Genomic DNA, 24,039 nt, shown 5'->3' with positions numbered 1-24,039 from the left:
CGCCCTCACACCGACAGATGACCGGGGATGCGCAGATGCCTGCGCCCGACCTCGACGAAGAGCGGATCGCGTTTGGCTGCCCATACTGCGAGGAAATGACCGACCGCCCAGATGGCGATGCCAACCAGCCAGAGACGAAGGCCGAGGCCGACGGCCCCGGCCAGCGTGCCGTTCACAATAGCGATGGAGCGCGGTGCGCCGCCGAGGAGGATATGCTCGGTCAGCGCCCGATGGACCGGGATCGAAAATCCCGGCACCGCGTCGAGCTGTTCGAGACCGCCCGCCATCAGATGAGCGCCCCGCCGCCGAACGAGAAAAACGACAGGAAGAACGAACTGGCGGCAAAGGCGATGCTGAGGCCGAAGACGATCTGGATCAGGCGGCGGAAACCGCCCGAGGTGTCGCCGAAGGCCAACGCGAGGCCAGTGGCGATAATGACGATCACCGCGATGATCTTGGCGACCGGCCCCTCGATCGACTGAAGGATCGATTGAAGCGGCGCCTCCCAGGGCATCGACGAGCCGGATGCATGTGCGGCGGGCGCCAGCATCAGGCTGATGGAAACAGTTGCGGCGGCGGTTGCCATGATGCGGCGGCCGCGCGAAATCGTGCGGATCATGAAGGATCTCCTTTCGAGGTGGTTGCGGGGGTAATGGCGTAGTCGCCGTCCGGTCCCAGCCCATCAACGCGGGCGAGTTCGACCAGCCGTCGCGACGATCCGCGTCCGGCAAGGACAGCAACAAGGTCGATGGTCTCGGCGATCAGCGCGCGCGGGACGGTGATGACGGCTTCCTGGATGAGCTGTTCGAGACGGCGCAGCGCACCGATGCCGGAACCGGCATGGATGGTGCCGATGCCGCCGGGATGTCCCGTCCCCCAGGCTTTGAGCAGATCGAGGGCTTCGGACCCGCGGACTTCACCGACCGGAATGCGATCAGGGCGAAGGCGCAGCGAGGAGCGCACCAGATCAGAAAGTGTGGCCACGCCATCCTTGGTCCGCATGGCAACGAGATTGGGCGCGGCGCATTGCAGCTCGCGCGTGTCTTCAATGATGACGACGCGATCCGAGGTCTTCGCCACTTCGACCAACAGCGCATTAGTAAGTGTGGTTTTGCCGGTAGAGGTGCCGCCTGCAACGAGGATGTTGGCCCGCGTGGCGACGTTCAGACGCAGCACTTCGGCCTGAAGGCTGGTCATGATCCCGGCAGCCACATAATGGTCGAGCGTGAACACCGCGACGGCGGGCTTACGGATGGCGAAGGCAGGTGCGGCGACGACAGGCGGCAGAAGCCCCTCAAACCGTTCACCGGTTTCGGGCAGCTCCGCTGATATACGCGGGTTGCGGGCATGAACCTCCGCGCCGACATGATGGGCGACGAGGCGCACGATCCGCTCGCCGTCGGAGGCAGAAAGCTTTTCCCCCGTATCGGCCAAGCCTTCGGACAGCCGGTCGATCCAGATACGGCCATCCGGGTTCAGCATTACCTCAACCACACCGGGATCTTCCAGAAACCGGGCGATGGATGCCCCAAGCGCGGTGCGCAGCATCCGAGCGCCGCGGGCAATCGTTTCCGGTTTTTGATGTGACGCAGTCATGGCGGCCCCGTTCATGACGGGGCGCGCAAAAGACAGACCCCGGATCGGGGTCGATTAAAAGAACCTGATTTTGGACTTATTCAACAGATGTTTACGCGCGTGCGGCCATCGGCGGGGCATGGCGGTGAATAGGACGGGTTGCAATCCTAGATCCCATCGCCGTCACCTTCGGTTTTACCCCCCGGTGGGGTGTCATGTAGCGCAGCCATGTCGTACGATATTTCTTTGAGGAACCTGTCACCGGTGGCGAGGCGCTTACCAAGCGACTGCATGAACCCCTCGAAACGCTCGTTTCCCTTGATGCGCGCCGATTGTTTTGCACTGTCCGGCAGCGGCGGCGTGAGGGTCAGCCAGAATTGTACAAATAGCGAAAGGGTTTCGCCCAGCACGGCGATATCCTCGTCCAGTATGTCGAACTGACGGCCAAGCTTGTCCAGGCGGCGTGACATGGCGGCTTCCAGCCGTTCAGTCGTATCGCCTGACATGAAGGATGCCACGGCAGCCTCGATCACTGCGGATTTCGAGACATTTCGGCGCAAGGCCAGCGCTTCCACCTGTTTCAGCAGAGCGGGATCGAAATAGACATTCATGCGGGTGCGCGTCGTCATGCTTGTCTCCGCTCTCAAAGCTCGATGCCGTCATTTGGGTCAAGTGACGCCTGCCGCGCCACCATGCGCATACGCTGGCGCATGGCACGGGCCTTGGCGGCATCGACATCTGGCTCATCATCGAGGAAATCGAACTCCTGCGATGGTGGCGGAGGTGGCGGGATGATTTCCTCATGCTCGGGCAGTTCCGGTTGACGCCGGATACCTGCATTGGCCGGATCGTCATCGGATGTATCTGAGGCGGAGACATTGCCGGTCGCAGCCGCAACAGTGCGGCTTGTCCAGTCGTCTTGCGCCGATGTGGCGATTTTCACCAGCTGCTTGCGCAGATCGGGCGGTGACATCACCCTCTCCTGAAACCGCGCATCAGCATAGTAGCGTGCTTTGGCCGCGCGGATAGGCGGCACGCCCGCCACCATGACGATCTCGTCGGTGGGCGGAAGCTGCATGATTTCGCCGGGCGTCAGGAGTGGCCGCGCCGTTTCCTGCCGCGACACCATGAGGTGCCCCAGCCATGGCGCGAGGCGATGGCCTGCATAGTTCGTGGAATCGCGCATTTCCGTGGCCGTACCGAGCGCATCGCTGATCCGCTTGGCAGTGCGTTCGTCATTGGCCGCAAAGGCAACGCGCACATGGCAATTATCGAGAATGGCATTGTTCTGCCCGTAGGCGCGCTCGATCTGGTTCAAGGATTGGGCGATTAGGAACGCTTTCAGACCGTAGCCGGCCATGAAGGCGAGCGCCGATTCAAAGAAATCCAGCCGCCCCAGTGCGGGGAACTCGTCCAGCATCAACAGCAGCCGGTGCCGCTTGCCGGAGGTTTTCAGTTCCTCGGTCAGCCGCCGCCCGACCTGATTGAGGATGAGGCGGATAAGAGGCTTGGTGCGGTTGATGTCCGAGGGTGGCACGACGAGATAGAGGCTGACGGGCTCTTTTGCACCGACCAGATCGGCAATGCGCCAATCGCAGCGCGCCGTCACGCGGGCCACAACCGGATCTCGGTAAAGACCGAGAAACGACATGGCGGTCGAAAGCACGCCGGAGCGTTCGTTCTCGGATTTGTTCAGAAGCTCCCGCGCAGACGAGGCAATGACGGGATGCACACCGGCTTCGCCCAGATGCGGCGTGTCCATCATCGCGCGTAATGTCGCCTCGACCGGACGACGCGGGTCGGACAGGAAATTGGCGACACCCGCCAGTGTCTTTTCTTTCTCGGCGTAGAGAACATGCAGTATCGCACCGACCAGCAGGCTGTGGCTGGTCTTTTCCCAATGGTTGCGTTTGTCGAGGCTGCCTTCGGGATCAACGAGAATGTCCGCGATGTTCTGAACGTCGCGGACCTCCCATTCACCTTGCCGCACTTCCAGAAGCGGGTTGTAAGCTGCCGAATGCACATTGGTCGGATCGAACAACAGGACACTGCCATGATTGGACCGTAAGCCGGCGGTCAGATTCCAGTTCTCACCCTTGATGTCATGGACAATACAGCTACCCGGCCAGGTCAGTAGCGTCGGCACCACGAGGCCGACACCTTTGCCGGATCGGGTAGGCGCAAAGCACAACACATGCTCGGAGCCGTCATGACGCAGATAATCCTTGCGGTGTCGCCCCAACACGACGCCATCCTGGCCGAGCAATCCGGCCGCATGGATTTCCCTATCCTCGGCCCATCGAGCTGAGCCATAGGTGGCGACATTGCGGGCTTCGCGTGCCCGGATGATCGACATGAAGAAGGCGGCAGCTATGGCAAGAACCGCGCCGGTCGTGGCGATGAACGCGCCTTCGGTAAAGATGCCGGGCGCATAGGCGTCGTAAGAAAACCACCACCAGAAGAAGGCCGGTGGATAATAGAGTGGCCATCCGGCAATATCGAACCAGGGATCGCCGAGCTGGGGCTGGAAGCCAAGCCGGAAAGCAACCCATTGCGTCGCGGCCCAGACCATCAGCACGACGATGGTGAAAACAACAGTGACATGGCCCCAGAGTATTCGGCCTCCACGCATACAGGCTCCAATTGGCAAGAGTGACGGAGCCGATCAGAGAATAGCGGTTTACGCGAGTGGCAACAGAAAAGGTCTTGCCGGAGGAATGCCGGATACCATCGGCGGCAAATAGGATGGCTGCAGCTGCCTCCCAGGATGCGTTACCGAATATAAGAGGAAAGGTGGTGGCAGTCTACTTTCTTCGCGATGCTGAGGAGTTTTGAAAGCGCAGGATCGCGATTTTGGGGCGACCACACCGCAGAAAAGGCGATCGTTTCCGGTTCGTCGCTGATCGGCAGAAAGCAAACGTTCGCAGTATTGGCTTGGATGACTTCCTCCACAAACAGAGAAATACCATGGCCGGCCGCAATCATTGATAGCAGCGTGCTGCGTCCAACATCGCAACGGTGAATTGTCGGCGTCAACCAGTTTCCAGTCGCCCGCGTGACGATCAGGTCATGAATCTGTGGGCCGCTTCCGCCATGCCGAACGAGAAATGTTTCACCAGCGAGTTGACGCCACTCGATGTTTGTCCGCAGGGCCAAAGGATGCACAACTGGTAACGCGACGACCAGACGATCGCGCCATATGACTCGCGAATTGAGGTCAGAAATTTCATGGTTCTGGGCCATAAAAGCGATATCAATTTTGCATTCCCGAAGCATGATCTCAGCATCACGGGCCGTTGCTTCTGTGATTTGCAATTGAATATCTGGATACGTGTCGTGGAATTGATTTAGTAATCGGTCGAGGAACCAGCCTGCTGTAAGAGCATAAACGCCAATCCGCAGTTCGCCCTTACCCCCGCGCGCGTTCATTCCGGCGTTGTTGATCGCAGCATCAAGAATGCTGATAGCTTCCTGAACCTGATCGACGAACTCGCGTCCAGCATCGGTGAGTCGAACGCCGCGCGTGTTGCGCTGGAAGAGAATGACACCAAGGTCCTCTTCCAGCAGCTTGATCCGGGCGCTGACACTCGATTGACTGGTGCCCAGCGCCGCAGCGGCCCGTTGGAAACTCAAATACTCGGCAACAGCCAGCGTTTGGACGAGCGATTTCAGTGAAACCCGTCCGTCTATAAGTGCGTAAATCCGTGACGCTCTTGTTGCGCGACCTTTGCTACGGCGCAAAACTACCTCTGTGATAAGGTTCGCAACAATCTAAGGCAGGTGACCGCGAGTTTGCCATCGCTGCTTTAGAACTCATGCCCACGAAACCACTCACCGTGAGCCGGGTGGGAGGTGTTTCGCTGACTTGGGTCCGCGACTGTCCAGTCGCCACTTAAAAGGCTTAGGCATGAACATGTCCTTGATCATCATTGATATAGTGAGAGCGCATGGTGTAGTGATGACAGTCCTCCAGCGCAGCACTAGCGTGATGCCTCTAGCTCAGCTTGTTTGTCGGTCCAATCAGGCGGAGCGCCCAGCCGATTAGCGATCCGGCCAGCTATACCCGGTGAGCGCCCGAAGGTATCGCACGCGGCGTGCTTGGGCTTGCCACCAAACCATGACTGGATCCGGTTGGCTGATGGCAGCGAAAAATCGGGTCCATTTCGATCCTGGCCATCGACCAGAAGCTTTGCGAACTCGCTCCCAAAAGTGGCCGCTAATGCGTAAGCATCTCCAACCTCGGATACTTGTGGCGTGTTCGAAATCGAGTTAGCTCCGCGCGCCCAGACCGACGCAGCGAGCTGATTCCCTCGCTGGCCAACTGCTTCGGCTTCAATCGCAATGCCGCCGAGCCCGATTGGCAGGCGTGGAGCGGCTAGGGGAAGCGCTACTGCGGTCCCGAGCGTTAACGCCGTTGAAGCTCCCGCTGCGACTTTGTCCGTCGGTATTATATCCGTGACGACTGCGCGAATGGTAACGTCGGCACCCTGGCCGAAGGGTACCATGTAAAACCGGTCACTAAGCGCGATACAGAGTGAGCGATCAAGGATGTTCGTCACCAATCTGCGATCATCCGGGGTCTGCACTCGCAAAGCGGCTGCCTGAGTGAAGCTCGTAGGAATGATCGTAGCAGTTCTCAACGGTGACAGAGCCGCGCTGTCGACATAAGTTCGCCGCTTGGACAGTTTGCCTTTCTCAGGACTAAGGCGACTGTACGAGCTGAGCGTACCGCCCTCTTTTAGAGGCACGGTTGTGCATGCGGTAAGCAAGGGCATAGCCAACAAAAAAAAGAGTCCCGTACGGCATGAGGATACCAATGTTCCATCAAGACGCCACGCGTGTTTCGTGATGAACCGCATTCTGTCCCGTCCGAACTTTATCGCATTTGTCTGCGCGGGCTCACCTCTTCCAATACTTATTTTTATCAACGCTCGACACCCCTGCCCTCGCGCGCAAACGGGCTAGAAGGCAGCCTCTCAGTTGCAAGTCCAGTCGCACCCTCTGCTTGCAGCGAGACGGCAGGTCGAAAACAGTACTCGTGGATATTGGCTGGCGTTTCCTTGCCCTGCATCCTTGAGATCACCGCACGAAGTGGTGGCGACAGTAGCCAGTTGCGAGTGATAATACCCAAGCGGGTGCGAGGCGTAGATAGCCCCGTAAATAACTGCCTTTGCTTTTGCGCGACCAACGGGCGCTGGGCGGCTTCGTAGCCTGACAAGGCTGCGGAAGAAATTCCATGGGTAGCCAGTTCTCCTGCCAACCGGTAAGCGCCGGTTAATGCAAGAAGCGCGCCTGCACCTGACGCAGGGGACGCGCAATATGCGGCATCTCCCACAAGCACCACCCGCCCCGACGACCATGATGGCATCTGAACTTGAGCAAGCGCATCAAGGTAGAAATTAGGAGAGCTGTCGGTCTTCTCAAGCAGGGCAGGTACATGCCAGCCGAGACCCGTAAAGGCCTCGCGTAGCATAGCGCGCTGCTTCTCGACATCTCGGTAATGGTAGCTGAGCGGAGTATCGCTGCGAAACATGAAGTTTATTTGCCCAAGTCCAGGCTCGGCGCGGAAGATTGCCGCGGATTTTCCAGGCTCGTTGTAAAATGTCACCCACCCGTATTCGCCCATGGGAAGATCGACGTTCACAAAAGCAAAGTAGTGTCGCTTGAATTTCAGGAACGCCTCCTCTGCCCCAAACACTGCACGACGCACACTCGAATGCAGTCCATCCGCGCCGATGACTAGGTCGAACCGTTGAGGCGGCCCCTTTGCGAACGTGACATCAACCCCACGTTCATCTTGGGTGAAAGTTTTGATGGTTTCGCCAAATATATAGTTCACGTCGTTCTTGGTTGCGTCGAAGAGCAGTTCCGCCAGATCGCCGCGCTTGATCTCCAGATCCTCGGAACCCACCATCCGTTCCATTGCAGCAAGCGGCATTCTCGCGCGTTCCCGATCGCGGTGATCGACGAAACGCATGCCCTTGATTCTAAGGACCTTGGCGCGAACAGCAGATAAAAGGCCCATTCTCTCGATAACTGCGAGCGCCTCCGACCTTACGTCAACACCGTTTCCGCCCCGGCGCAACTCAGATGCCTGCTCCACGACGGTGACATCGAAGCCGGCACGCACGAGCCAGAAAGCGGCCGCAGGTCCAGCGATGCTGGCCCCAACAATAAGTATTCTGGGTCTGGTCATGGCTGCACAATCTCAGTCATTCCGCGCGGCGCTGCCGGACCCAGACCGATAGAGCACAGCCAATTCAATACGACCTCATGCGTGACGTTTCGATTGTCCACCTGGCAATGTTCAAGACCACCCAGCCGCCGATCTTCGATCGCGACGAAGGATTTGTTGGACGTCCCTGCCTGCTGATAATTTGTCAGAGCTTGATGGAGCGGATTTGGTTGCACCATCACCTCCTCTACGCCGTGCACGACGAGAAGAGGGCACTCGATTTTTTCCACAAAACCATCGAGATTGTAGTTGAAACGAGGGTCGTTCGCAAAATCGTCCAGGCTTTCTGCGCCCAAAATATGCATTGCGTGGGCTGCGTAGCTGGGCGGCATCCACTTGAGCATTTCACCCCAATTGAACTTGTGTGGCCCTCCATTAGAAATGACCGCGGCCAAACGAGGATCCTGTGAGGCAAGCCTAAGTGAATCGTAGCCTGAGAAACTCTCGCCGAACACAATGATCTTGCTCGCATCAACCTCGGGCCGGGAAGCGAGGAAATCTACTGCCTTGGAATGAAAGTGTTCCGCGTCTGCGCGCCTTGGCTGTCCTTTTTCGTAAAGGGATAGTCCTGTGCCGGGCTGGTCATAAACGAAGAAGTTGTATCCGCTTTGGATTAATGCTGGGCCAATGTTGAAATAGTTTTCCGTAGTCTGGCAATCGCCGCCATTCAAAGACAATACAGTCGCTCTAGGCTCCTGCACCCAGGGTGGGGCGAAAAAATACCCCTCGAGTTTCACACCTTCGTAGTCGATTTGCACCTTCTCAGGAACCACATCGAAATAGCGAGAGGCGGCGTCGAATAGCTCAGATGTCCTTTTAAGCAGATCAATTTTTCGCGTGTCTTGGGCCTCAATCAAGAATTCCGCGACACGGTTGTAGTTGCACGCTCGGCAGTAGGCGTTTCTTGCGGAGAGCCAGTTGCCGGTGGCTTCAGCATCCCGCCCGTGCTTTTCCACGGCTCTCGATGTCGCAAGCCATTCCCTGATCCAAGAGTCGTCACTCTCCGGGTCAATTCTCTTGCAGGCTTCAAAAATCTCGGTGACGTCTGCAAATCCAAGGGACGCAAGCCCCAGAATCTTGGTAACCTGAAATGATCTCACGGGATTTTCTGGCCAGTGGCCAAACTCGATGGTCATGTCTCTGCTCCATTTACGGGTATCAGCGCAAAGCCGACGGTTGTTGACCGAGCGCAGCTAAATCGAAAATTTGTATGAGGGCGGTGGGACAGGATCGCGTGCGTTAAACAACACATTCCAGGACACTTGCTGCCTGTTTAGGCTGGATGTTCCCGCCTGTTCTCGTTCAGCTAGTATTTCGGAAGCTCTAGCTGGTTATAGGCTTTGACGGAGGTCTCACTGGCCGCACCTAGAGTTTCCCCGTTTGCTGAGCGGATTAACATCTCGTCACGTTGTTCAATTTCTTCAGGTGTGTGGGGAAGGAAAAAGGAATGACTTCCTTGACCGGTCGCCAAGGCTTGGTTGGCTTCCACGTAAGGGCGAATGGTTTTCTCATAAGCCATAAAACCCTCGACAGGGTCAAAATGGGAGGCAAGCTCGCCGGCGAGAACATAGGCACCCACAAGTGCAAGGCTCGTGCCTTGCCCAGACAGAAACGATGGCGCGTAAGCTGCGTCTCCGACTAAACCAACTCGCCCCTTTGCCCAATTACTCATTCGGATCTGGCTGACGGAATCGAAGTAAAGATCATCCGCATTAGCCATTGCATTGAGCAATTTAGGTACCTGCCACCCGCTTTCTGCATAAACCGCTTCTGTAAGCCGTCTCTGTTCGATCAGATCACGCGATAATGCTGGACCAGGATTTTCTGTCGCAAAGATTAGGAAAGCGAAAACGTCATGGCTTTCTCGTACTGCGATCATGCCAGCGGCGCGACCCGGTTCTGCGTACGTGATTGCCTCATGCGCCAGCCGCAGGTCATTTGGCATCGTGAAAAGATTGAAGCAGTAGCCCAGATAATGGCTGAACTTATCCTCTGGCCCGAATGCTAGTTGACGTGTGCGGGAATGAAGGCCGTCCGCACCGATAACGACATCGTATTTCTCTCTTACTCCATCTTCGAAAAGCACACTAACGCTTGCACCGTCATCATCGAGGGCTTCAATGGAGTTTCTGAAACGGCAAGTAACGCGGCTTTCTTTGACGAAACCATAAATAAGAGCGGTGAGCGCCCCGCGAGGAAGTTCGACGTCGCGTTCTATTTCGTTCCCCATGACGACGTAGGGCGGAATGGTACCGATCACCTGTCCATGACCGTTGACGAACGTCATGGAGCGGGAGTCTATGTGCTCCGACCTAACCTGCGGCGCGAGGCTCATTTTCTCAAGAACGCCAATCGCCGTCCCACGCACGTCAATGGGGTATCCCCCACTACGTACAGTTGATGCCCTCTCGACTAGAGTGACGTCAAATCCAAATCGGTCAAGCCAGTACGCTGTCGTCAGACCAGCCACGCTTGCTCCCGAAATTAGTACTCTTCGTGGAAAGTTCTCACGTTTTGACATACGAGTATCTCCTGCTTATAAGATACACGTCGCATCCTATTTCGAAAGAGTCAAGATGCGCTCCGCATCTTATTTGAGGGAAAAATGAGCGCTAAAGCCCAGAGAAGACGTGGTCCGGAGTTGGACGAAGCGATTTTAGATGCCGTTTGGCATGAAATAACGACCAAGGGATATGGTGGTTTGACATTAGATTCCGCTGCAAGCCGCGCGGGTACAAGCCGACCAGTTATTCACCGGCGTTGGAAGAGCCGTAGTGAACTTGTCGTCGCTGCACTTGCTCGCTACGTGGCCCGCAACCCTATTAATGTGACGGATCAAGGCAGTGTCCGCAGCGAGATGATATCGCTTCTTCAGGGGCTGTCAGAAAGAGCACAACCGCATTTGATTCGGATCCTTTTCGATATGCGAGAGGATCTCCTGAAAGACAATATTCACCTGGCAGACCTTCCAGGAAGAATTGGCGAGCAGGGATTAGTGGCTGACATATTAGCGCGAGGGGCGCAACGCGGCGAAATTGATCCATCGCGGATCACGCCCCGTATAATTTCTCTACCGACTGACTTGGCACGCCACGATATGCTAATGACGCTCAGACCTCTTTCTGACACAAGCATCAAGGAAATCATAGATGAGGTCTTCTTGCCCTTAGTTCTCCGAACATCGAAATAGTTGGAACTTCCGCCACGTTCGCCTGGAGCGCTAATAATTGTGCAAAGCTAAATCGTACCGCCGCCGAAAAGAACGGTCCACAACGTCGTCATCATCGATGATTGGCCACGAAACTGTCGCTTAGGACATCCGTGAGCGTCGTCTATCGTTCTCAACGGGGGACGCCAACTTATCCAATAGTAGCCGGCATAGATGGCCATCATGGCCGCTCTCTCGTTCCTGACTCAGCATTTGAGGCTAATATCTCAACCGTTGCCGTCATACCCGCCGCTAGTTCGACATCGGACGGCGCCCGATCAATCTTGATGCGTACCGGGATGCGCTGGGCAAGCCGCACCCAGGAAAATGTCGCAGCCACATTGGGCAGGCCGAGATGGCCGGGCGCATCGTTGCTGTTCTCGATTCCCCGACCGAGGCTTTCGACATGACCAGTGACTGGCTGAGCAAAACCCATCAGCATGATGCGAGCCTGGTCGCCAACGCGGATTTGTCGGATCTTCGTCTCCTCGAAATAACCGGTTATCCAGAAGCTGGCGGCGTCGAGGACGGCGACCTTCGTCACACCAGCCGTCGCATAGTCGCCCGGCCGAAGCCTCAGATTGGTGACATAACCGTCGACCGGGGCACGGACAGTCGCGCGGGCAAGATTGAGTTTTGCCAGGTCAAGCGCCGCCACCGCTGACTGATAGGCGGCGCCGGCGACCGCAGCAGCACCGCTCGATTGCTGAGCCGCCTCCTGGGAGACGATGTCCTTGAGTTGGCTGTGCCGCCGCGCCGTTGCCTGACGAACGATCACATCCTGGCGTTTGGCTTCGACCTCAGCCTCAGCCAACGCCACTGCCAGCCGGAGCCGCTCGGGGTCGATCTCGTAAAGGATGTCTCCCCGCCGTACATATTGATTGTCCACCACGGGAACCGCGTTGACCGTGCCAGAGACTTCCGGCGCGATCTGTACGACATCGACGCCAACCCGTCCGTCGCGGGTCCAGGGCGTCCGCTCGTAATGGTTCCACGTCTTCAGCGCGATAAAGGCGGAGACGGCGACGAAGCAAAGGGTCAGGGCATAGCGACCAAGCAGAGATAGAACAGGTTTCAACGCAGCAGTCCGATCGATGGCAGGTACTGCACGAGCAGACCGTAGATGATGACAAAGGTTGCGAGTTCGACCAGCGGCCGATAAGCGAACCGGCGATTGAGACCCGAGGCGGTAAACAGGCGGAGCACTGACATGGTGGCGACCAGAGCGACGAACGTGATAACCACAAGGCCGGGGATCAGGACGCCTCCGATATTGAGATCAACGATCATCGGTCGTGATCCTCCTGTCTGCCTGAGAGCCAAGCGCGAACCGCATGTCGATGAGCAGATCGACAATCTGCAGGCGGTTCTTGAGCACGCCGCCGGCCGTCTTCTCGATCAGGGTCTCTATCCGCTTATCGAGGTCGAGGAGGTCGGCAGGCGTTGACGGCCTCCGGCCACTGAAGCGTGCGGCGATGACGAATAGAAGCTCGTTCAGTTCAACGCCGGCCTCGCCCTTGATCTGCGGAATTGTCTTGCGAAGCTGTCCGGCGACATGCCCGATGCGAAGGTGGTTCAGCGTATCGTCGAGCACATCTGGATAGGCTTTGCCGGTCAGCCGCAACCTTGGCAGCAGCAAGGCTGTCCGATCAATCATCAGGCTTGCCCAGCGCGCTTCGTCGGGTGCAGCGCCGAGCGCGCGTCGGCCAACGTCCCGGCGACTCAATCGAAGCAAGCGGTTGATCGCTCCATCGACCGGCAAGGTCTGAAACAGGGACATACTTACGGCGCCGAAGCCTACCGCCGCGAACAGCGCGATCACACTGTTGAGTGAGGTGGCGAAGTCTCCGGTGTAATAGGGACCTAGGGCCGAGAGGATCGGAATGGTCAGCGTGATGCCAAGCGCCATGAAGGTCGTCGGCAGGCGTGCCTGGAGAGAGCCCGCGAACAGGAACGCTGGCGCAAGCACCGCGACCAGAACCCGAAAGTCCGTGACCTGGGGCAAGATGAAGAAGCTGTAGATAAGGCTGATTACCACCCCGTAGATGGAGCCGACGAAGTATTTGATGACAAAAGGCACAGGCGCATCAAAATTGGCGAACAGCGTGCAGCAAACGCCGAGAATGGAGACGGCCACTCCTCCCTCCGGCCAGGCCGACCAGATCCAGAAGGCGCAGCCGATGACGATGCCGACGATCGCGCCGAGCGCGGTTCGCCCCGCCATCCAGGGATCGCGATGATAGACATAGCCTTTCGCTCGCTTCGGTCCATGAAGCGACCTAGCGTCGCGTAATCGCCCGGTCGCCGCAATGGTCCGCCCGAGCCTGTCGCAGTCCTGTAGCAGACCGACCATCTCGGCGAGGTGACCTGCGAGGTTGGCTGCAAGCCTGTCGCCGGGTATCGCAGCCTCGGCGCCAAAACGCTTCTGGACTGATCGTGCGTGCGCGATGAGTTGGGCTGCGGCAGCCTCCCGGTCTTCCGTTTCGGCGCTTGCGGCCCAGACACCGACGTCACCGACCAAGGCGATCAGCTCACCGGGCGCATCGCTGTCGCCTAAGCGAAGGACCTCAATCCGGTCTTCGATCTCGGCTGCGAGCCACAGCAAGCGGGCAAGCCGGTCATGGATAAGTTGCAGTATCTGCCGTGGCGGTGTGGGCGCCGGATCATAGGGCAGATGCGTGGCAAGCCCCTGGATTGCCAATAGGTCCCCTGCGAGTTGATGGCGGTCGCGGCGGTTTTCTCCCGGCGTTCCACGCAGTGCATCGCCTGCCAGCCGACGAGCGTCCCGCAGCGTGGCCGACAGCTTGCCGGTGAACTGGCCGGTCATGCGTTTCGGGAGAATGTAGCGATGGATCAGGACGGCACACAAAATTCCAATCAAGATTTCCTGAACGCGCACCGACGCCGTCTCGAAAATCGCGCCTGGATCAAGCACACTCGGGAACCCGATCAGGCTTGCGGTATAGCCGGCAAGAACAAAGGCATAAGCGCGCGGTGTGCGATCAAGCAGCGAGAAAAACAGGCACAGTCCGATCCAGGCCGCAAGCACGACGCTGCACACCATCGGATCGTTCACTAAGTTCGGAACGATCGCGACCGTTGCTATGGCGCCGACCAGCGTCCCGGCGAAGCGATAGACACCACGGCTAAAGGACGCCCCGGCAGACGTCTGTGAGACGATGTAGACAGTTACGATGGCCCAGAACGGCTTGGGAAGCCCGATTCGCAGCGAAATGTAATAGGCCAGCATAGCCGCGGCGAAACTCTTCGCCGAAAACAGGATCGCGTCCGCATCCGCCTTCAGGGAGGATGCGCGCAGGAAGCTCGTTCCAGCTTCAAAAATGGCTGCAACAGTCCTGCTTGAGGGGGTGTTTACGGATGGCACGGTGTTCATGCCGCTAGTTATGATCGATTTGCAACATCACATAAATTGGCTATTATGACATAAAATACCTAAAATTGGCCATTCTCATGTCTGTGGCACGATCTGTCGTTTCCGTTTTCGATCCTGACCTCACCTCTCTGCCTGCGGTCGCCCACAAGCTCAATTTCGCCGATTACCAGGCGGAAGTGCCTCTGCACGTTCATCGCAAGGGTCAGTTGATTCTCGCTCTGCACGGAGCTGTTACCTGCACTGCGGGCAACGAAATCTGGATCGTGCCGCGCAATTGCGGTGTGTGGATTCCGGGCGGCGTGCCCCATAGTGCACGCGCAACCGCCAATGCCCGGCTTAACTATCTGTTCGTCGAACCGGGGTCTGCCAAACTGCCTGAAAACAGTTGCACGCTGGCAGTTTCCCCAATGATCCGCGAAATGGTCGATCGGCTTGCTCGCGAGCGTGCGGACTATCACGCCGACAGCCATGCCGCCCGCATCGCGCGGGTGATCCTCGACGAACTCGCGCAGATGCCGCATGAGCGGTTCAATCTGCCAATTTCCAGCCATCCGAAAATCCGAGCGATGGCAGACGCTCTAACAATCGAGCCTTCCGATCGCAGCACGCTGAGCGATTGGGCGAACCGGGTCGCAATGAGCGAGCGGTCACTGGCGCGCCTCTTGATCCGAGAGACCGGACTGACATTCGGGCGCTGGAGGCAGCAACTCCACCTTGTCGTTGCCCTTCGTGAACTGGCAACTGGCGAACCCGTGCAGAATGTGGCGGCTACACTCGGGTACGACTCGGTTAACGCATTTATCACCATGTTCAAGAAAGCCTTGGGAAGCACTCCCGCTCAGTACTTCGCGCAACGCATCCAATCCTCGCACACGATGGCTAATTATCAAGACGATTGAGATACTTCGCGGGAGACACGCCGAGCGCTTTCTTAAACATGGTAATGAACGCAGATACTGAAGCATATCCAAGATCGCCAGATACCTGTTGCACGGTGGCGCCTGCGGCAAGGCTTCGAATTGCAATAATCAGTTGTAGCTGCTTTCGCCAATGGCCGAAGGTCAAGCCCGTTTCTTGCTGAACAAGTCGGGCAAGCGAGTTCTGACTCATTGCCACTCGCTTCGCCCAATCGCTCAGCGTACCACGGTCAGATGGATCTTCAATTAATGCCGATGCGATGCGGTCAAGACGATGTTCATTTGTCAGCGGCAAATGCAAATCCTCTATAGGCATTAACGGCAGTGCGGAAAGAAGCAGCGTTTCTATTGTGTCGGCATTGGCTTTTGCGACTGTGGATTGATCAGCCAGTTCTATGATCAGTTCTCGGACAAGCGGGGAAAGTGAGAGCGTGCAGCATCGACTTGGAAGATCGGTGACATCCGGCTCAATGAACAGAAAAAACAAACGTGCATTGGCGGTCGCAACATTGCTGTGCAGCATCCCTCCGGGAACCCAGACACCGCAGTGAGGTGGAACCATCCACATTCCGTTCGGAACGCGACATGTTACACCTCCGCGCAACGCCATGACGAGTTGCCCTTTTCGATGCCGATGTTCAGGCGCCTCACGTTCATTCTGCGATACGTCAATCCGCACCGCATGCGCTCGCGCGTATGCGCCCTCAAGGTTTTGTTGGACCAGAGCTTCCGAGAGAGATGCGCTGAGATGGTTTGATTTAGTGATCATATGGGGAAATATCTAAATTCTCCGGTGCGCATTGTCGATAGAGTCATTCAAAATAATCCGGAGAATGACGATGTCAGTTCAAAAGCATGAGCCTCAATGGTGGTCTGATATTTTCCCAACTGAAATGAGACTACCTCAGAAGCGCTACGGCAGACCTTGCATTTTACCGACACATCGTGTGGCTACAGCTCGCTCACGCTTCCCGCGAAAATTCATCAAAACCTTCTTAGTAAAATTCCGCAGGTTCTTTAGCCACCGGCCGCCAACCACTCCGTCTGTTTCGTGCGCCGATCCGTTCGAGGCATATATGTATGCCTGCATGGCAGTTCCGTTTTTTTGCTACGTTTCGCCAGCGATCTATGGACTGTCGGTTTCCGATGATGAAGCAGGTATCACCCACAGTCAGTCCCACACGGACAATGAAGAGTGAGCGCTCGATGGGTTCTCATTTACCGAGCCCTCGTTGCTGCCCCAACTGGAAGCATCACTTGCCACCTGTAACGTCGAGAAAAGTCCCGGTGATGAAGGAGGCTTCTTCGCTGGCCAGCCAAAGGATGGCGCGGGCTACCTCTTCAGGTTGGCCACCCCTTCCCATTGGGATTGTGTCTTTGACGCGGTCCACCCGTCCGGGTTCTCCGCCGCTGGCATGCATCTCGGTGTAGATATGGCCGGGGCGGATGCAGCAAACGCGTATACCCTCTCGCGCCACTTCCTTGGAAAAGCCGGTAGTGAAAGTTTCCAAGGCACCCTTCGAGGCGGCGTAGTCGACATACTCGCTTGGGCTGCCTAGCCGTGCCGATGCAGACGAGATGTTGATCACGACGCCGCCCCGCCCGTGGGCACGGGTGGACATCCGCTTGGCTGCCTGTTGAGCGTACAGCATCGGGCCAATCACGTTGACCGTGAATATACGCTGCATGCGCTCAAAGCTGATGTTTTCCAGCCGGGATTGCTGCGCGATGATTCCGGCGTTGTTCACCAGCACATCTATCCGGCCAAACTCTCGGTCGATCTTGGAGAATAGCTGGCTGATTTGCTCGGGATCGGCACTGTCTGCCCGCACGGCCAAAGCCCTGCGCCCGGCTGCTTCCACATCGGCAGTGATCGCATGAGCAGCGGCCTGATTAGAAACGAAAGTGATGACGACATCATAGCCTCTGGCCGCGGCAAGCCGCGCAGTCGCAGCACCCACGCCACGGCTTCCTCCGGTTATCAACATAAGGGGTCTCTGCGAAACGCTATTCATTTTCTGGCCTTTCTTAGGGGATTGGATGAGGCCGGTCGGAAGCCGGCCGGTTATTGGATTTCGGTTGCCGGGCTTCGCAGATGGCGGCCTAACGCCAGCACGAGTGGAATGATCAGTACAGCGGTGGCGGCCGCCGCAAGAACGCCCACCGAGCGGGTGCTGTGATCGGCAATGGCGCCATATAAGATCGGGGCGAGGCCACCGGAGCCGATAACGCTCGTATAGAAAATTGCGAAAGCCCAACCTGTATCGCCGTCCGACAGTTCAGGCACGGTGCCATAGAGCACCGACGATGTGCCGTTGAGAACAATGCCGAGCAGCGGCAGCAGGACGAGCGTCAAGGAAAGTGGCGTGAACAGCGTCGCGAAGATCAGCGAGGCTGTCGTGGCCTCGGCTATCATCACGGTCCTGACGACGCCCAGCCTTTCTCCAAGGCCGCCGAAAACCGCTTTCCCGAACGCTCCACCGATAAACAGCAGGGCTAGAGCGACGCCGACTGTCGGTAGGCCACCACCACGACCCTGAACGAGAAAGGGAAGAAACAGCAGATACCCCATGCGGGTGGCTGTATCGAAGCCGCCAATCACCGTCAGAATACGAAAGCCGCCGCGTTGACGACTGATCGTGGCCTGTCTTCTGCTTTTCGTGGCGGCGGAAACGGAGGGCACCAGCCGAACCAAGGTGAAGATCAAAGCGATTCCGAGCATCGCCATCAGTCTGAGCACTGGTTGCCAGGCAAGAACCGTCAGAAGCAGCGCGACAAGCGCCGGCAGCACGGCCTTTCCCAGATCGCCCGCGAAATTGTAGATGCCGAGGGGGTGGCGCGCGGCATCCCCATAGCTGTCGGTGACAAGCAGGGAGGCGCGCGGGTGCTGGATGCTCGATCCAATACCGGCCACGACAAGGCCGACGCAAAGTCCCGCCAGCCCCAATGGCAGAGCCATGATCACAAGGCCGGTCCCCGCGATAGCCGTCGAAAGGATCAGAGCGGCGCGCGGCGACCAGCCGCGAAGAAGCCGATCGGCAGGTAGCTGAAGGCCGCCCATGGTCGCGTAATAGAGGGCACGGATAACGGCGAGAGCCGCATAGGACAGCCCAAACTGCGCCTGCCATACCGGCATGAAGGCATAGAGGGAGTCCGTGTAACCATCATGCAGGGCATGTGTGAGGCTCGCTCCGACAAGGCTACGCTTTTGTGTGTTCCATCGACTGCTGCGGGTCATCTCTCACGGTTCTGCTCGGAATGCTGTTTGCCTTGCCATGTCTGGCCATCTTCTCGTTCGACGCTATACGTGTGAGCTTTCATCGACTAGTATGGATTTTCTCACGCATATCGTTCGCTTTTCTCACGGATATTGAATGCGCCGTCTTCCTCCTTTGAACGCCCTGCGCATATTCGAAGTCGCTGCCCGGACGGGGAGCTATGCCGAGGCAGGAGCTGAACTCGGCCTCACCCATGGCGCAGTGAGCCGACAGATCGCCGCATTGGAAGGCTGGCTGGGTCAAAAGCTGTTCGTGCGGGAAGGACGCCGGATGGTCGCAACACCAACGGCGAAAATCTTTGCCGCGGAGGTCGGCCTATCATTCGATCGCTTGGCTGTGGCAGCAGAGGCCTGCGGGCGCCCGAACGCGCGCCGCATCCTGCGCGTCAGCGCCCCAACCAGCCTGGCGATGCGCTGGCTCATCCCTCGGCTTGGCAGTTACCACGCCAATCACCCGCACGTCGAAGTCGTCGTTACGACCGTGTCCTGTGTTCAGGAAGAATTGCGCGGCGGCGTGGATCTCTCGATCCGGCGCGGTGTGGTTAGGGAAGATATATGGCCCCAGCACCATGTCGTTCCAGTGCTCGACGATGTGGATACGTTGATCATGAGCCCCGCGTTATTTGCTGAGCGTCCGATCCTCAAGCCCGCGGACATTGAGGGGCATACGCTGCTTGCCAGCGAAACGCGTCCCGGCGATTGGATGAACTGGTTTGAAGCGGCAAACCTCCAGCATCTGGCCGGCCTGCCGCGCCAGACATTCGACCACTTCTTCGTCGCGCGCCAGGCGGTAGAGGATGGACTTGGCATCGGGATTGGTCCGCTTCCGATGCTGGATATCGACATTGCCAGCGGAAGATTGATGACGCCGCTTCCGGACATCAGGGTTCCTCGGACGGGTTATGTCGCAGTCGTCCCCCGTCATGCCGATCCTGGAAATTTGGTTCGCGGTTTCGTTGACTGGATGATGGACGAGGCGTCCGGCGAAAACAAGCGCGACGGAGACAGTCGTCAAGCAGCGGAATAGAAGCCCCTACAATCCGAGCCCCCGCTGCCGCCCCAACTGCCACGATACCGATCCGCCCTGCACGATACCCATTACTTCCCGATCGATCTGGCGGCCGATGACAGGTCGCCAAGGGACAAGGGTGAACTCGTGGCTCTGCTCGACGACGGCGAACTTGCCGCTCAATAGATGTGCGGTCCCGGTGAACTTGCCGCTGACAGTCTCGCCATCGGTAGCCGCACGGAACGGCAACCCCTTGCTGCCTGCCATTTCCGCACCGACGCGGGCCACTTCCCGTTCCCGCAGGTTGGTGAGCAGGTTACGCCGATAGAGAATGCGTCCGTTCTGCTGCCGAGTGGCATCCCCCTGCGTGATATGATGTTCACGGCGTTGATCCATAGCTTCGCGCACCTCCTGACCGAACCCTGCCGGAGTAAGGTCCGAAGCGTCCGGCGTAACCAGTCGCCGGTCCAGCCAGGTCGCACCATCGGCGCCGATCTGCTTTTCCAGATCGAAGGTCGAGATGACACGGATGCTGGCCTGCCGGTTGCGGCCTGCATCGTAGGCGGTAGCACGGTTCTCGAAGTCATCGGGGATGCGCCACTGGTCAGCGTCGATCCGCTCAGCAATGCCAGCGCGGCGCAGCGCCTCCAGTCGCCGGACATGGACATCGACATAGCCCTCGTAATCGCCGCCTGGCATACGTCCCTCGAACTTCGCCTGTTCGAGGTAGCGGCTTGGTCGGTAGATACCATTCTCCGAGATCGCAGCGATAGTCCGATCAGAGGGACGTTGCGCTGTGTCGGCGGGGCCGACTTCCACGATGCTGCCGATCCGGGCGTCCTCGACGCGGGTGGGGTCGATACCCGGAACGTGATGCGTCCGGCCGTCGATGCCGTCCACCACGAGCGTAAGGTTCTCGCCCATCTCGTCAGTAAGGTATTTGTCCACGACGCGGCCGGTGATGGGTGCCGCAGGTGCCGCATCATGAAGCTGGAAGGTCATCGGATCACGTTCCTGCCCGTCGGCTTTCAGCGCCTTGTGCATGTTGCGGATGATGTCGCCGCGTTCACCGAGTTCACGCAGCGCCGGTTCCATCTTCGCGCCAAGTTCCCAGACGCCGTGCGCGTGTTCGGTGGCCAGCCCCATCTTTTCCAGCTTGGCGAGACGGCGCAGGCGAAGCGTGCGGTCGAACTGGCGGCGTGCATCTGCCGGTTCATGGCGCAGATCGAGGAACCGCTCGTCGGCCTCCTCGGTCATGGCGAGGTCAATTCGCGTGAAGCGGTCCTGATCGATTTCGGCAGAGAGCTTGCGGCTCTGCTCGATCTCGGTCACGAGGCCAAGTTCCAGCGTGGTCAGTTCGCTTGCTCGCTCACGAATACCATTGGCGAGATAGTCGCCATTGATGACCAGGTTCTCACCCAGATCGTCCTTACCCCCAACGATGACATGGACATGGGGATGGCCGGTATTGTGGTGATTGACCGCCACCCAGTCGAGCTTCGTGCCAAGGTCGGCCTCGATGCGGTTCATCAGGTCGCGGGTGTGTTCGGTGAGGTCGGAAAGATCGGCAGCATCTTCGGGCGAAACTATAAAGCGGAACTGGTGGCGATCATCCTTGCCGCGATCAAGAAAGGCATCTCCATCGGCACGATCCTCGGTCGCCGAATAGAGCTGGCCACGTTCGCCATCACGTGAGGTTCCATCGCGCTGGATGTAGCGCAGATGGGCAGCCCCTTTGCCGTTCTTCCCCGCGCTCTGGACGTACCGGGTTTTGACGACGACGCGGCGCGCACCAGCCGCACTGTGCCGCCACCCGCCCGATAGGGTTCGGGCGCGGACAAAGGCTGCGCCGCGGCCACGCTTGACGCCCGGACCTTTGCCAGGCCGCGACGCATTCCCGCTCTTTCCGGCCGAACCAGATGAAGGCGACGAGGACGTCCGTGATGCGAATGAAGATGATCTGCTAGGGCTGTTGCTATGCTGACGCGCCAGCTTCTTCGCCTGCGTCAGAAAGCTCTTCGCCTTGCCCGCTTTCGGCACGTCGGATTTGATCCGACCCGGCCTGGGACGAAAGCGGTTCTCGTCTTCGGCGCTCATGGGCGCATCCCATGCCGCTTAGGCACGCAAACGGCAGATATTTGGCTAGAGTGCTGGTCAAAACCCAGTAAAGCCAAGGCCTTGCGCCATATCGCGGCACGCGAGGCCCAAAAGCAGGGTGCCGTGCGCGGCGCCCCAAAACAGTGTGCAGACAAGGGCTTGCCCAGAAACCGGCCCGACAGGGTGCCGGTTTCCTTTATCTTGCCCTCCGCCTTCCCTGCCCTTTTTGCCCTTCCTGCCGGGAATGCAGCCAGGCGACCCCTTGCCTGACAGCACACCGGAAGCGGACCGAAAGCGCGTGGAGACGCCATGCTCATGGCGCATCTCCATTGCTCGCACGGGCCACGAATATGCCGCCGTCCTGCGGCTCCTGATCGACGGAAACGCGCATAGGAACGGTTGCGCGGACGTCGTTCGACGGCTGATTGGCTGCAACCGAATTGCCGCTGGATTGCGCCACGAAAAGCGGAGCTTCGCGCCAATCTGGCGGTGGCGGCGGCACGATCATCGGCACATCAGGCGCAGTCGCAAGCCCAAGAACAGGTGCGAGCGTGGCGACATAGGCGCGTGTTTCTGCGGGCAAAGTGCGACCTGTCGCCAGATGCTCATCATAGCGACCGGGACCGGCATTGTAGGCGGCAAGCATGGCCGCGACATTGCCATACCGGTCCCACATCTCGCGCAGATACGCCGTACCTGCGAGGATGTTGTCGCGCGGATCGTTAGGATCGCGTCCGAGGCCATGGCGGCTGCGCAGGCCCGCCCAGGTATCGGGCATGACCTGCATCAGTCCCATTGCACCCGCCGATGAGATGGCGCGCACATCGCCCGCGCTATCCACACGCAGCACGGCCCGAATCCAGTGCTCTGGAATGCCGAAACGCTGTGACGCCTCGGCAATGAAAGCAGCATGGGGATGCGCAGTGACAGGCGCGGGTTGCTGCGTGACCTGCGCAAGCGCTGGCGTCAATCCGCTGCCAGCCGACAGAAGGGCCGTGAAGAGAAGAAGGGCGCGGGATCGCATGATCTCAGTCCCGATCTTCGCGGGGCCGCGGGCGGCTCCAGTGCAGCGACCATGACGAGCCTGCATCGTCGTCGCGGAACAGGTTGGCGCGGATCGGCTGCGGCAAGGCGGGATCGTCGAGCAGCACCGAGAGATATTCGCCAGCCTTTTCGCCGGTGCGTTTCCATGCAGCGCCGACCTCGGGGCCGTCATCAGCTCCGTGATGGACACGGTAGTCCGGCGCGTTTTCGGCGTCCGAATGCTCGGCTGGCATGATGGTAAGCTCACGGAAGAGCGTGAGCGTGTGAACGCGCCCGGAAAAGCCCGTTTCATCGCGCGTGAACAGTCCGATCTGTGGCATGAAAAATCTCCTGTTGTTGAGGTTTCGGCGTGGGTTCAATGCGTGGCCGCCCGCCATTCGTAGCGGCCATCGCCTTCCTCATCGGTCCAGAGCGGGAGCGCCCGGCCGATGACGGAACTGGCGGGAACAGGTCCGAAGTAACGGCCATCGAGGCTGTCCCGGATGTCCCAATTCATGAGGAAGAGTTCACCGTCGCCGATAATGCGGCAGCCCTGCCAGACCGGCAGATCGCGGCCCATGCGGTCGCGCTCCAGCGCGTCCCCCATCTCGACATGATCGACGGTAATGGTCGCACCGTTGCGGCAAACGCGCTGTCCCGGCAGGCCGAGGACACGCTTCAGCAGCGGCACGCCGCGTCCGATATAGCCGCGATCGACCATGAACCGCTCCAGCGGCTCAGACGGCATGATGGCGACCAGTTCGGGCACTTCGAGCGCATCGGCGGGAGCAACTGTGTAGAAGCCGATGGGCGCGCTGGCAGTCGCATTCCAGATCAGCCGGGTTGGCAGATCGGCAACCGCCGTGACGACAAGCGTGCCGACGGCCAGCATGGACACGGCAAGGATATGACGACGGCTCATGGTGCGATCCTCCGGCGGCTGACCCATGCGGCATGGCGCTCCGGGGTGTAGGGATTGGGTTCCTGACCAGCACTCAAACGGTTGTGGACGTGCCGCCAATGCTCCGGCGCAACATCCGCCGGATCGACGCCTAGCGCGTCCACGGCATCGATCAGGGCCAACACCCGCTGGACTTGTCGCCAGCCATCGATACGCAGCAGGATCTCGCCGCCAGGACGAACGAAGGGCACGGTCTGGTACGGTTCGCCACGCCCGACAGCGCGCAGGATGTCGAGCCGCGAGACGATGGTGCCGTAATCGTTGGAAGCCCAGCGATTGAGTGCGAAGATGCTTTCGGGCGCAAAACCGATCAGACTGCGGCGGCGGTCGATGATCTGCTCAA

The 24,039-nt window shown here is 58.8% G+C and carries 24 protein-coding genes; 3 read left to right on the top strand and 21 right to left on the bottom strand.

Translation table 11 applies throughout. The annotated features are described in order from the left end of the window. Positions 1–5 precede the first annotated feature (5 nt). The 10 genes from EYC79_RS00985 to EYC79_RS00940 all read right to left on the bottom strand — a co-directional run bounded on the left by EYC79_RS00985 (position 6) and on the right by EYC79_RS00940 (position 10,331). Positions 6–287 (bottom strand): VirB3 family type IV secretion system protein, encoded by a 282-nt coding sequence (locus tag EYC79_RS00985; RefSeq protein WP_015740165.1) that lies wholly within the window; start codon positions 285–287, stop codon positions 6–8. Continuing rightward, complete coding sequence (locus EYC79_RS00980) at positions 287–619, bottom strand: TrbC/VirB2 family type IV secretion system protein (RefSeq protein ID WP_130976919.1); 333 nt, start codon at positions 617–619, stop codon at positions 287–289. Before EYC79_RS00980 ends, EYC79_RS00985 begins: the two co-directional genes overlap by 1 nt. Further along, positions 616–1,596 carry a P-type conjugative transfer ATPase TrbB gene (gene trbB / locus EYC79_RS00975; RefSeq protein WP_130976918.1) on the bottom strand — a complete coding sequence of 327 codons (981 nt, stop codon included), beginning with the start codon at positions 1,594–1,596 and terminating at the stop codon, positions 616–618. The genes EYC79_RS00980 and trbB overlap by 4 nt, the downstream gene beginning before the upstream one ends. Positions 1,597–1,742: 146 nt before the next feature. After that, positions 1,743–2,204 (bottom strand): ribbon-helix-helix domain-containing protein, encoded by a 462-nt coding sequence (locus EYC79_RS00970; protein WP_130976917.1) that lies wholly within the window; start codon positions 2,202–2,204, stop codon positions 1,743–1,745. A gap of 14 nt (positions 2,205–2,218) precedes the next feature. Beyond that, positions 2,219–4,207, bottom strand: a complete 1,989-nt coding sequence (locus tag EYC79_RS00965) for a conjugal transfer protein TraG (RefSeq protein ID WP_130976916.1) — start codon at positions 4,205–4,207, stop codon at positions 2,219–2,221. Positions 4,208–4,347: 140 nt separating this feature from the next. Beyond that, the gene (locus EYC79_RS00960; protein ID WP_245495159.1) at positions 4,348–5,316 is read right to left on the bottom strand and encodes a LysR family transcriptional regulator; all 969 of its coding nucleotides are present in this window, start codon (positions 5,314–5,316) and stop codon (positions 4,348–4,350) included. A 239-nt stretch (positions 5,317–5,555) separates the two neighbouring features. After that, positions 5,556–6,350, bottom strand: a complete 795-nt coding sequence (locus tag EYC79_RS00955; protein ID WP_130976928.1) for a DUF3313 domain-containing protein — start codon at positions 6,348–6,350, stop codon at positions 5,556–5,558. A gap of 149 nt (positions 6,351–6,499) precedes the next feature. Further along, a complete protein-coding gene (locus tag EYC79_RS00950; RefSeq protein WP_130976915.1) occupies positions 6,500–7,771 on the bottom strand; it encodes an FAD-dependent monooxygenase in 1,272 nt (423 codons plus the stop codon). Further along, positions 7,768–8,946, bottom strand: coding sequence for an alpha/beta hydrolase family protein (locus EYC79_RS00945; RefSeq protein WP_112520449.1), 1,179 nt, complete (start codon positions 8,944–8,946; stop codon positions 7,768–7,770). Before EYC79_RS00945 ends, EYC79_RS00950 begins: the two co-directional genes overlap by 4 nt. Positions 8,947–9,116: 170 nt before the next feature. Then, on the bottom strand, positions 9,117–10,331 hold the full coding sequence (locus tag EYC79_RS00940; protein ID WP_112520450.1) for an FAD-dependent monooxygenase: 1,215 nt from the start codon (positions 10,329–10,331) through the stop codon (positions 9,117–9,119). A gap of 84 nt (positions 10,332–10,415) precedes the next feature. Between EYC79_RS00940 and EYC79_RS00935 the strand changes: the two genes are divergently transcribed. After that, positions 10,416–11,000 (top strand): TetR/AcrR family transcriptional regulator, encoded by a 585-nt coding sequence (locus EYC79_RS00935; protein WP_130976914.1) that lies wholly within the window; start codon positions 10,416–10,418, stop codon positions 10,998–11,000. 199 nt (positions 11,001–11,199) lie between these two features. On the opposite strand, the gene EYC79_RS00930 is transcribed toward EYC79_RS00935, so the two are convergent. The 3 genes from EYC79_RS00930 to EYC79_RS00920 are packed head-to-tail and all read right to left on the bottom strand — an operon-like array spanning position 11,200 to position 14,403. After that, on the bottom strand, positions 11,200–12,096 hold the full coding sequence (locus tag EYC79_RS00930) for an efflux RND transporter periplasmic adaptor subunit (protein WP_130976913.1): 897 nt from the start codon (positions 12,094–12,096) through the stop codon (positions 11,200–11,202). After that, positions 12,093–12,308: a DUF1656 domain-containing protein gene (locus EYC79_RS00925; protein ID WP_130976912.1), complete on the bottom strand. Its 216-nt coding sequence runs from the start codon at positions 12,306–12,308 to the stop codon at positions 12,093–12,095. The genes EYC79_RS00930 and EYC79_RS00925 overlap by 4 nt, the downstream gene beginning before the upstream one ends. Then, on the bottom strand, positions 12,298–14,403 hold the full coding sequence (locus tag EYC79_RS00920) for an FUSC family protein (protein ID WP_245495158.1): 2,106 nt from the start codon (positions 14,401–14,403) through the stop codon (positions 12,298–12,300). The genes EYC79_RS00925 and EYC79_RS00920 overlap by 11 nt, the downstream gene beginning before the upstream one ends. An 86-nt stretch (positions 14,404–14,489) precedes the next feature. Here EYC79_RS00920 and EYC79_RS00915 point away from each other — a divergent pair, with 86 nt between their 5' ends. Continuing rightward, positions 14,490–15,311, top strand: coding sequence for an AraC family transcriptional regulator (locus tag EYC79_RS00915; protein ID WP_130976910.1), 822 nt, complete (start codon positions 14,490–14,492; stop codon positions 15,309–15,311). On the opposite strand, the gene EYC79_RS00910 is transcribed toward EYC79_RS00915, so the two are convergent. The 3 genes from EYC79_RS00910 to EYC79_RS00900 form a co-directional block, all read right to left on the bottom strand. Continuing rightward, positions 15,292–16,098, bottom strand: coding sequence for an AraC family transcriptional regulator (locus tag EYC79_RS00910; protein ID WP_130976909.1), 807 nt, complete (start codon positions 16,096–16,098; stop codon positions 15,292–15,294). The genes EYC79_RS00915 and EYC79_RS00910 overlap by 20 nt on opposite strands. 484 nt (positions 16,099–16,582) lie before the next feature. Then, on the bottom strand, positions 16,583–17,344 hold the full coding sequence (locus tag EYC79_RS00905; protein ID WP_130976908.1) for a glucose 1-dehydrogenase: 762 nt from the start codon (positions 17,342–17,344) through the stop codon (positions 16,583–16,585). 50 nt (positions 17,345–17,394) lie between these two features. Next, positions 17,395–18,567, bottom strand: coding sequence for an MFS transporter (locus EYC79_RS00900; protein ID WP_130976907.1), 1,173 nt, complete (start codon positions 18,565–18,567; stop codon positions 17,395–17,397). A gap of 136 nt (positions 18,568–18,703) precedes the next feature. Here EYC79_RS00900 and EYC79_RS00895 point away from each other — a divergent pair, with 136 nt between their 5' ends. Then, positions 18,704–19,633, top strand: a complete 930-nt coding sequence (locus tag EYC79_RS00895; RefSeq protein WP_130976906.1) for a LysR substrate-binding domain-containing protein — start codon at positions 18,704–18,706, stop codon at positions 19,631–19,633. A gap of 6 nt (positions 19,634–19,639) precedes the next feature. Here the strand turns inward: EYC79_RS00895 and EYC79_RS23655 are convergent, their stop codons facing one another. The 5 genes from EYC79_RS23655 to EYC79_RS00870 all read right to left on the bottom strand — a co-directional run. Continuing rightward, a complete protein-coding gene (locus EYC79_RS23655; protein WP_280956433.1) occupies positions 19,640–20,872 on the bottom strand; it encodes a DUF3363 domain-containing protein in 1,233 nt (410 codons plus the stop codon). Between the two features lie 1,153 nt (positions 20,873–22,025). After that, positions 22,026–22,736, bottom strand: coding sequence for a lytic transglycosylase domain-containing protein (locus EYC79_RS00885; protein WP_130976904.1), 711 nt, complete (start codon positions 22,734–22,736; stop codon positions 22,026–22,028). Positions 22,737–22,740: 4 nt separating this feature from the next. After that, entirely contained in the window at positions 22,741–23,076 is a 336-nt protein-coding gene (locus tag EYC79_RS00880; protein ID WP_112520466.1) for a DUF736 domain-containing protein, read from the bottom strand. A gap of 35 nt (positions 23,077–23,111) precedes the next feature. Further along, the gene (locus EYC79_RS00875; protein WP_165456931.1) at positions 23,112–23,657 is read right to left on the bottom strand and encodes a S26 family signal peptidase; all 546 of its coding nucleotides are present in this window, start codon (positions 23,655–23,657) and stop codon (positions 23,112–23,114) included. Beyond that, positions 23,654–24,039: DUF2840 domain-containing protein (locus EYC79_RS00870; RefSeq protein ID WP_130976902.1), on the bottom strand; the 386-nt coding region annotated here is incomplete at its 5' end. The genes EYC79_RS00875 and EYC79_RS00870, both read right to left, overlap by 4 nt.

The organism is Agrobacterium cavarae (genome assembly GCF_004310285.1).
GTDB lineage: Bacteria > Pseudomonadota > Alphaproteobacteria > Rhizobiales > Rhizobiaceae > Agrobacterium > Agrobacterium cavarae.
Note: the sequence above shows the minus strand (reverse complement) of the source record. Positions and strands in the feature narration are given on the sequence as shown.

Excerpts from the sequence above, each read along its gene's own strand:
- EYC79_RS00880 (WP_112520466.1), bottom strand. The coding sequence starts at position 23,076 with ATGCCACAGATCGGACTGTTCACGCGCGATGAAACGGGCTTTTCCGGG.
- EYC79_RS00970 (WP_130976917.1), bottom strand. The coding sequence starts at position 2,204 with ATGACGACGCGCACCCGCATGAATGTCTATTTCGATCCCGCTCTGCTG.
- EYC79_RS00875 (WP_165456931.1), bottom strand. The coding sequence starts at position 23,657 with ATGAGCCGTCGTCATATCCTTGCCGTGTCCATGCTGGCCGTCGGCACG.
- EYC79_RS00885 (WP_130976904.1), bottom strand. The coding sequence starts at position 22,736 with ATGCGATCCCGCGCCCTTCTTCTCTTCACGGCCCTTCTGTCGGCTGGC.
- EYC79_RS00935 (WP_130976914.1), top strand. The coding sequence starts at position 10,416 with ATGAGCGCTAAAGCCCAGAGAAGACGTGGTCCGGAGTTGGACGAAGCG.
- EYC79_RS00925 (WP_130976912.1), bottom strand. The coding sequence starts at position 12,308 with ATGATCGTTGATCTCAATATCGGAGGCGTCCTGATCCCCGGCCTTGTG.
- trbB (WP_130976918.1), bottom strand. The coding sequence starts at position 1,596 with ATGACTGCGTCACATCAAAAACCGGAAACGATTGCCCGCGGCGCTCGG.
- EYC79_RS00915 (WP_130976910.1), top strand. The coding sequence starts at position 14,490 with ATGTCTGTGGCACGATCTGTCGTTTCCGTTTTCGATCCTGACCTCACC.
- EYC79_RS00945 (WP_112520449.1), bottom strand. The coding sequence starts at position 8,946 with ATGACCATCGAGTTTGGCCACTGGCCAGAAAATCCCGTGAGATCATTT.
- EYC79_RS00955 (WP_130976928.1), bottom strand. The coding sequence starts at position 6,350 with ATGCCCTTGCTTACCGCATGCACAACCGTGCCTCTAAAAGAGGGCGGT.
- EYC79_RS00900 (WP_130976907.1), bottom strand. The coding sequence starts at position 18,567 with ATGACCCGCAGCAGTCGATGGAACACACAAAAGCGTAGCCTTGTCGGA.
- EYC79_RS00905 (WP_130976908.1), bottom strand. The coding sequence starts at position 17,344 with ATGAATAGCGTTTCGCAGAGACCCCTTATGTTGATAACCGGAGGAAGC.
- EYC79_RS00895 (WP_130976906.1), top strand. The coding sequence starts at position 18,704 with ATGCGCCGTCTTCCTCCTTTGAACGCCCTGCGCATATTCGAAGTCGCT.
- EYC79_RS00980 (WP_130976919.1), bottom strand. The coding sequence starts at position 619 with ATGATCCGCACGATTTCGCGCGGCCGCCGCATCATGGCAACCGCCGCC.
- EYC79_RS00965 (WP_130976916.1), bottom strand. The coding sequence starts at position 4,207 with ATGCGTGGAGGCCGAATACTCTGGGGCCATGTCACTGTTGTTTTCACC.
- EYC79_RS23655 (WP_280956433.1), bottom strand. The coding sequence starts at position 20,872 with ATGACCGAGGAGGCCGACGAGCGGTTCCTCGATCTGCGCCATGAACCG.
- EYC79_RS00910 (WP_130976909.1), bottom strand. The coding sequence starts at position 16,098 with ATGATCACTAAATCAAACCATCTCAGCGCATCTCTCTCGGAAGCTCTG.
- EYC79_RS00985 (WP_015740165.1), bottom strand. The coding sequence starts at position 287 with ATGGCGGGCGGTCTCGAACAGCTCGACGCGGTGCCGGGATTTTCGATC.
- EYC79_RS00950 (WP_130976915.1), bottom strand. The coding sequence starts at position 7,771 with ATGACCAGACCCAGAATACTTATTGTTGGGGCCAGCATCGCTGGACCT.
- EYC79_RS00940 (WP_112520450.1), bottom strand. The coding sequence starts at position 10,331 with ATGTCAAAACGTGAGAACTTTCCACGAAGAGTACTAATTTCGGGAGCA.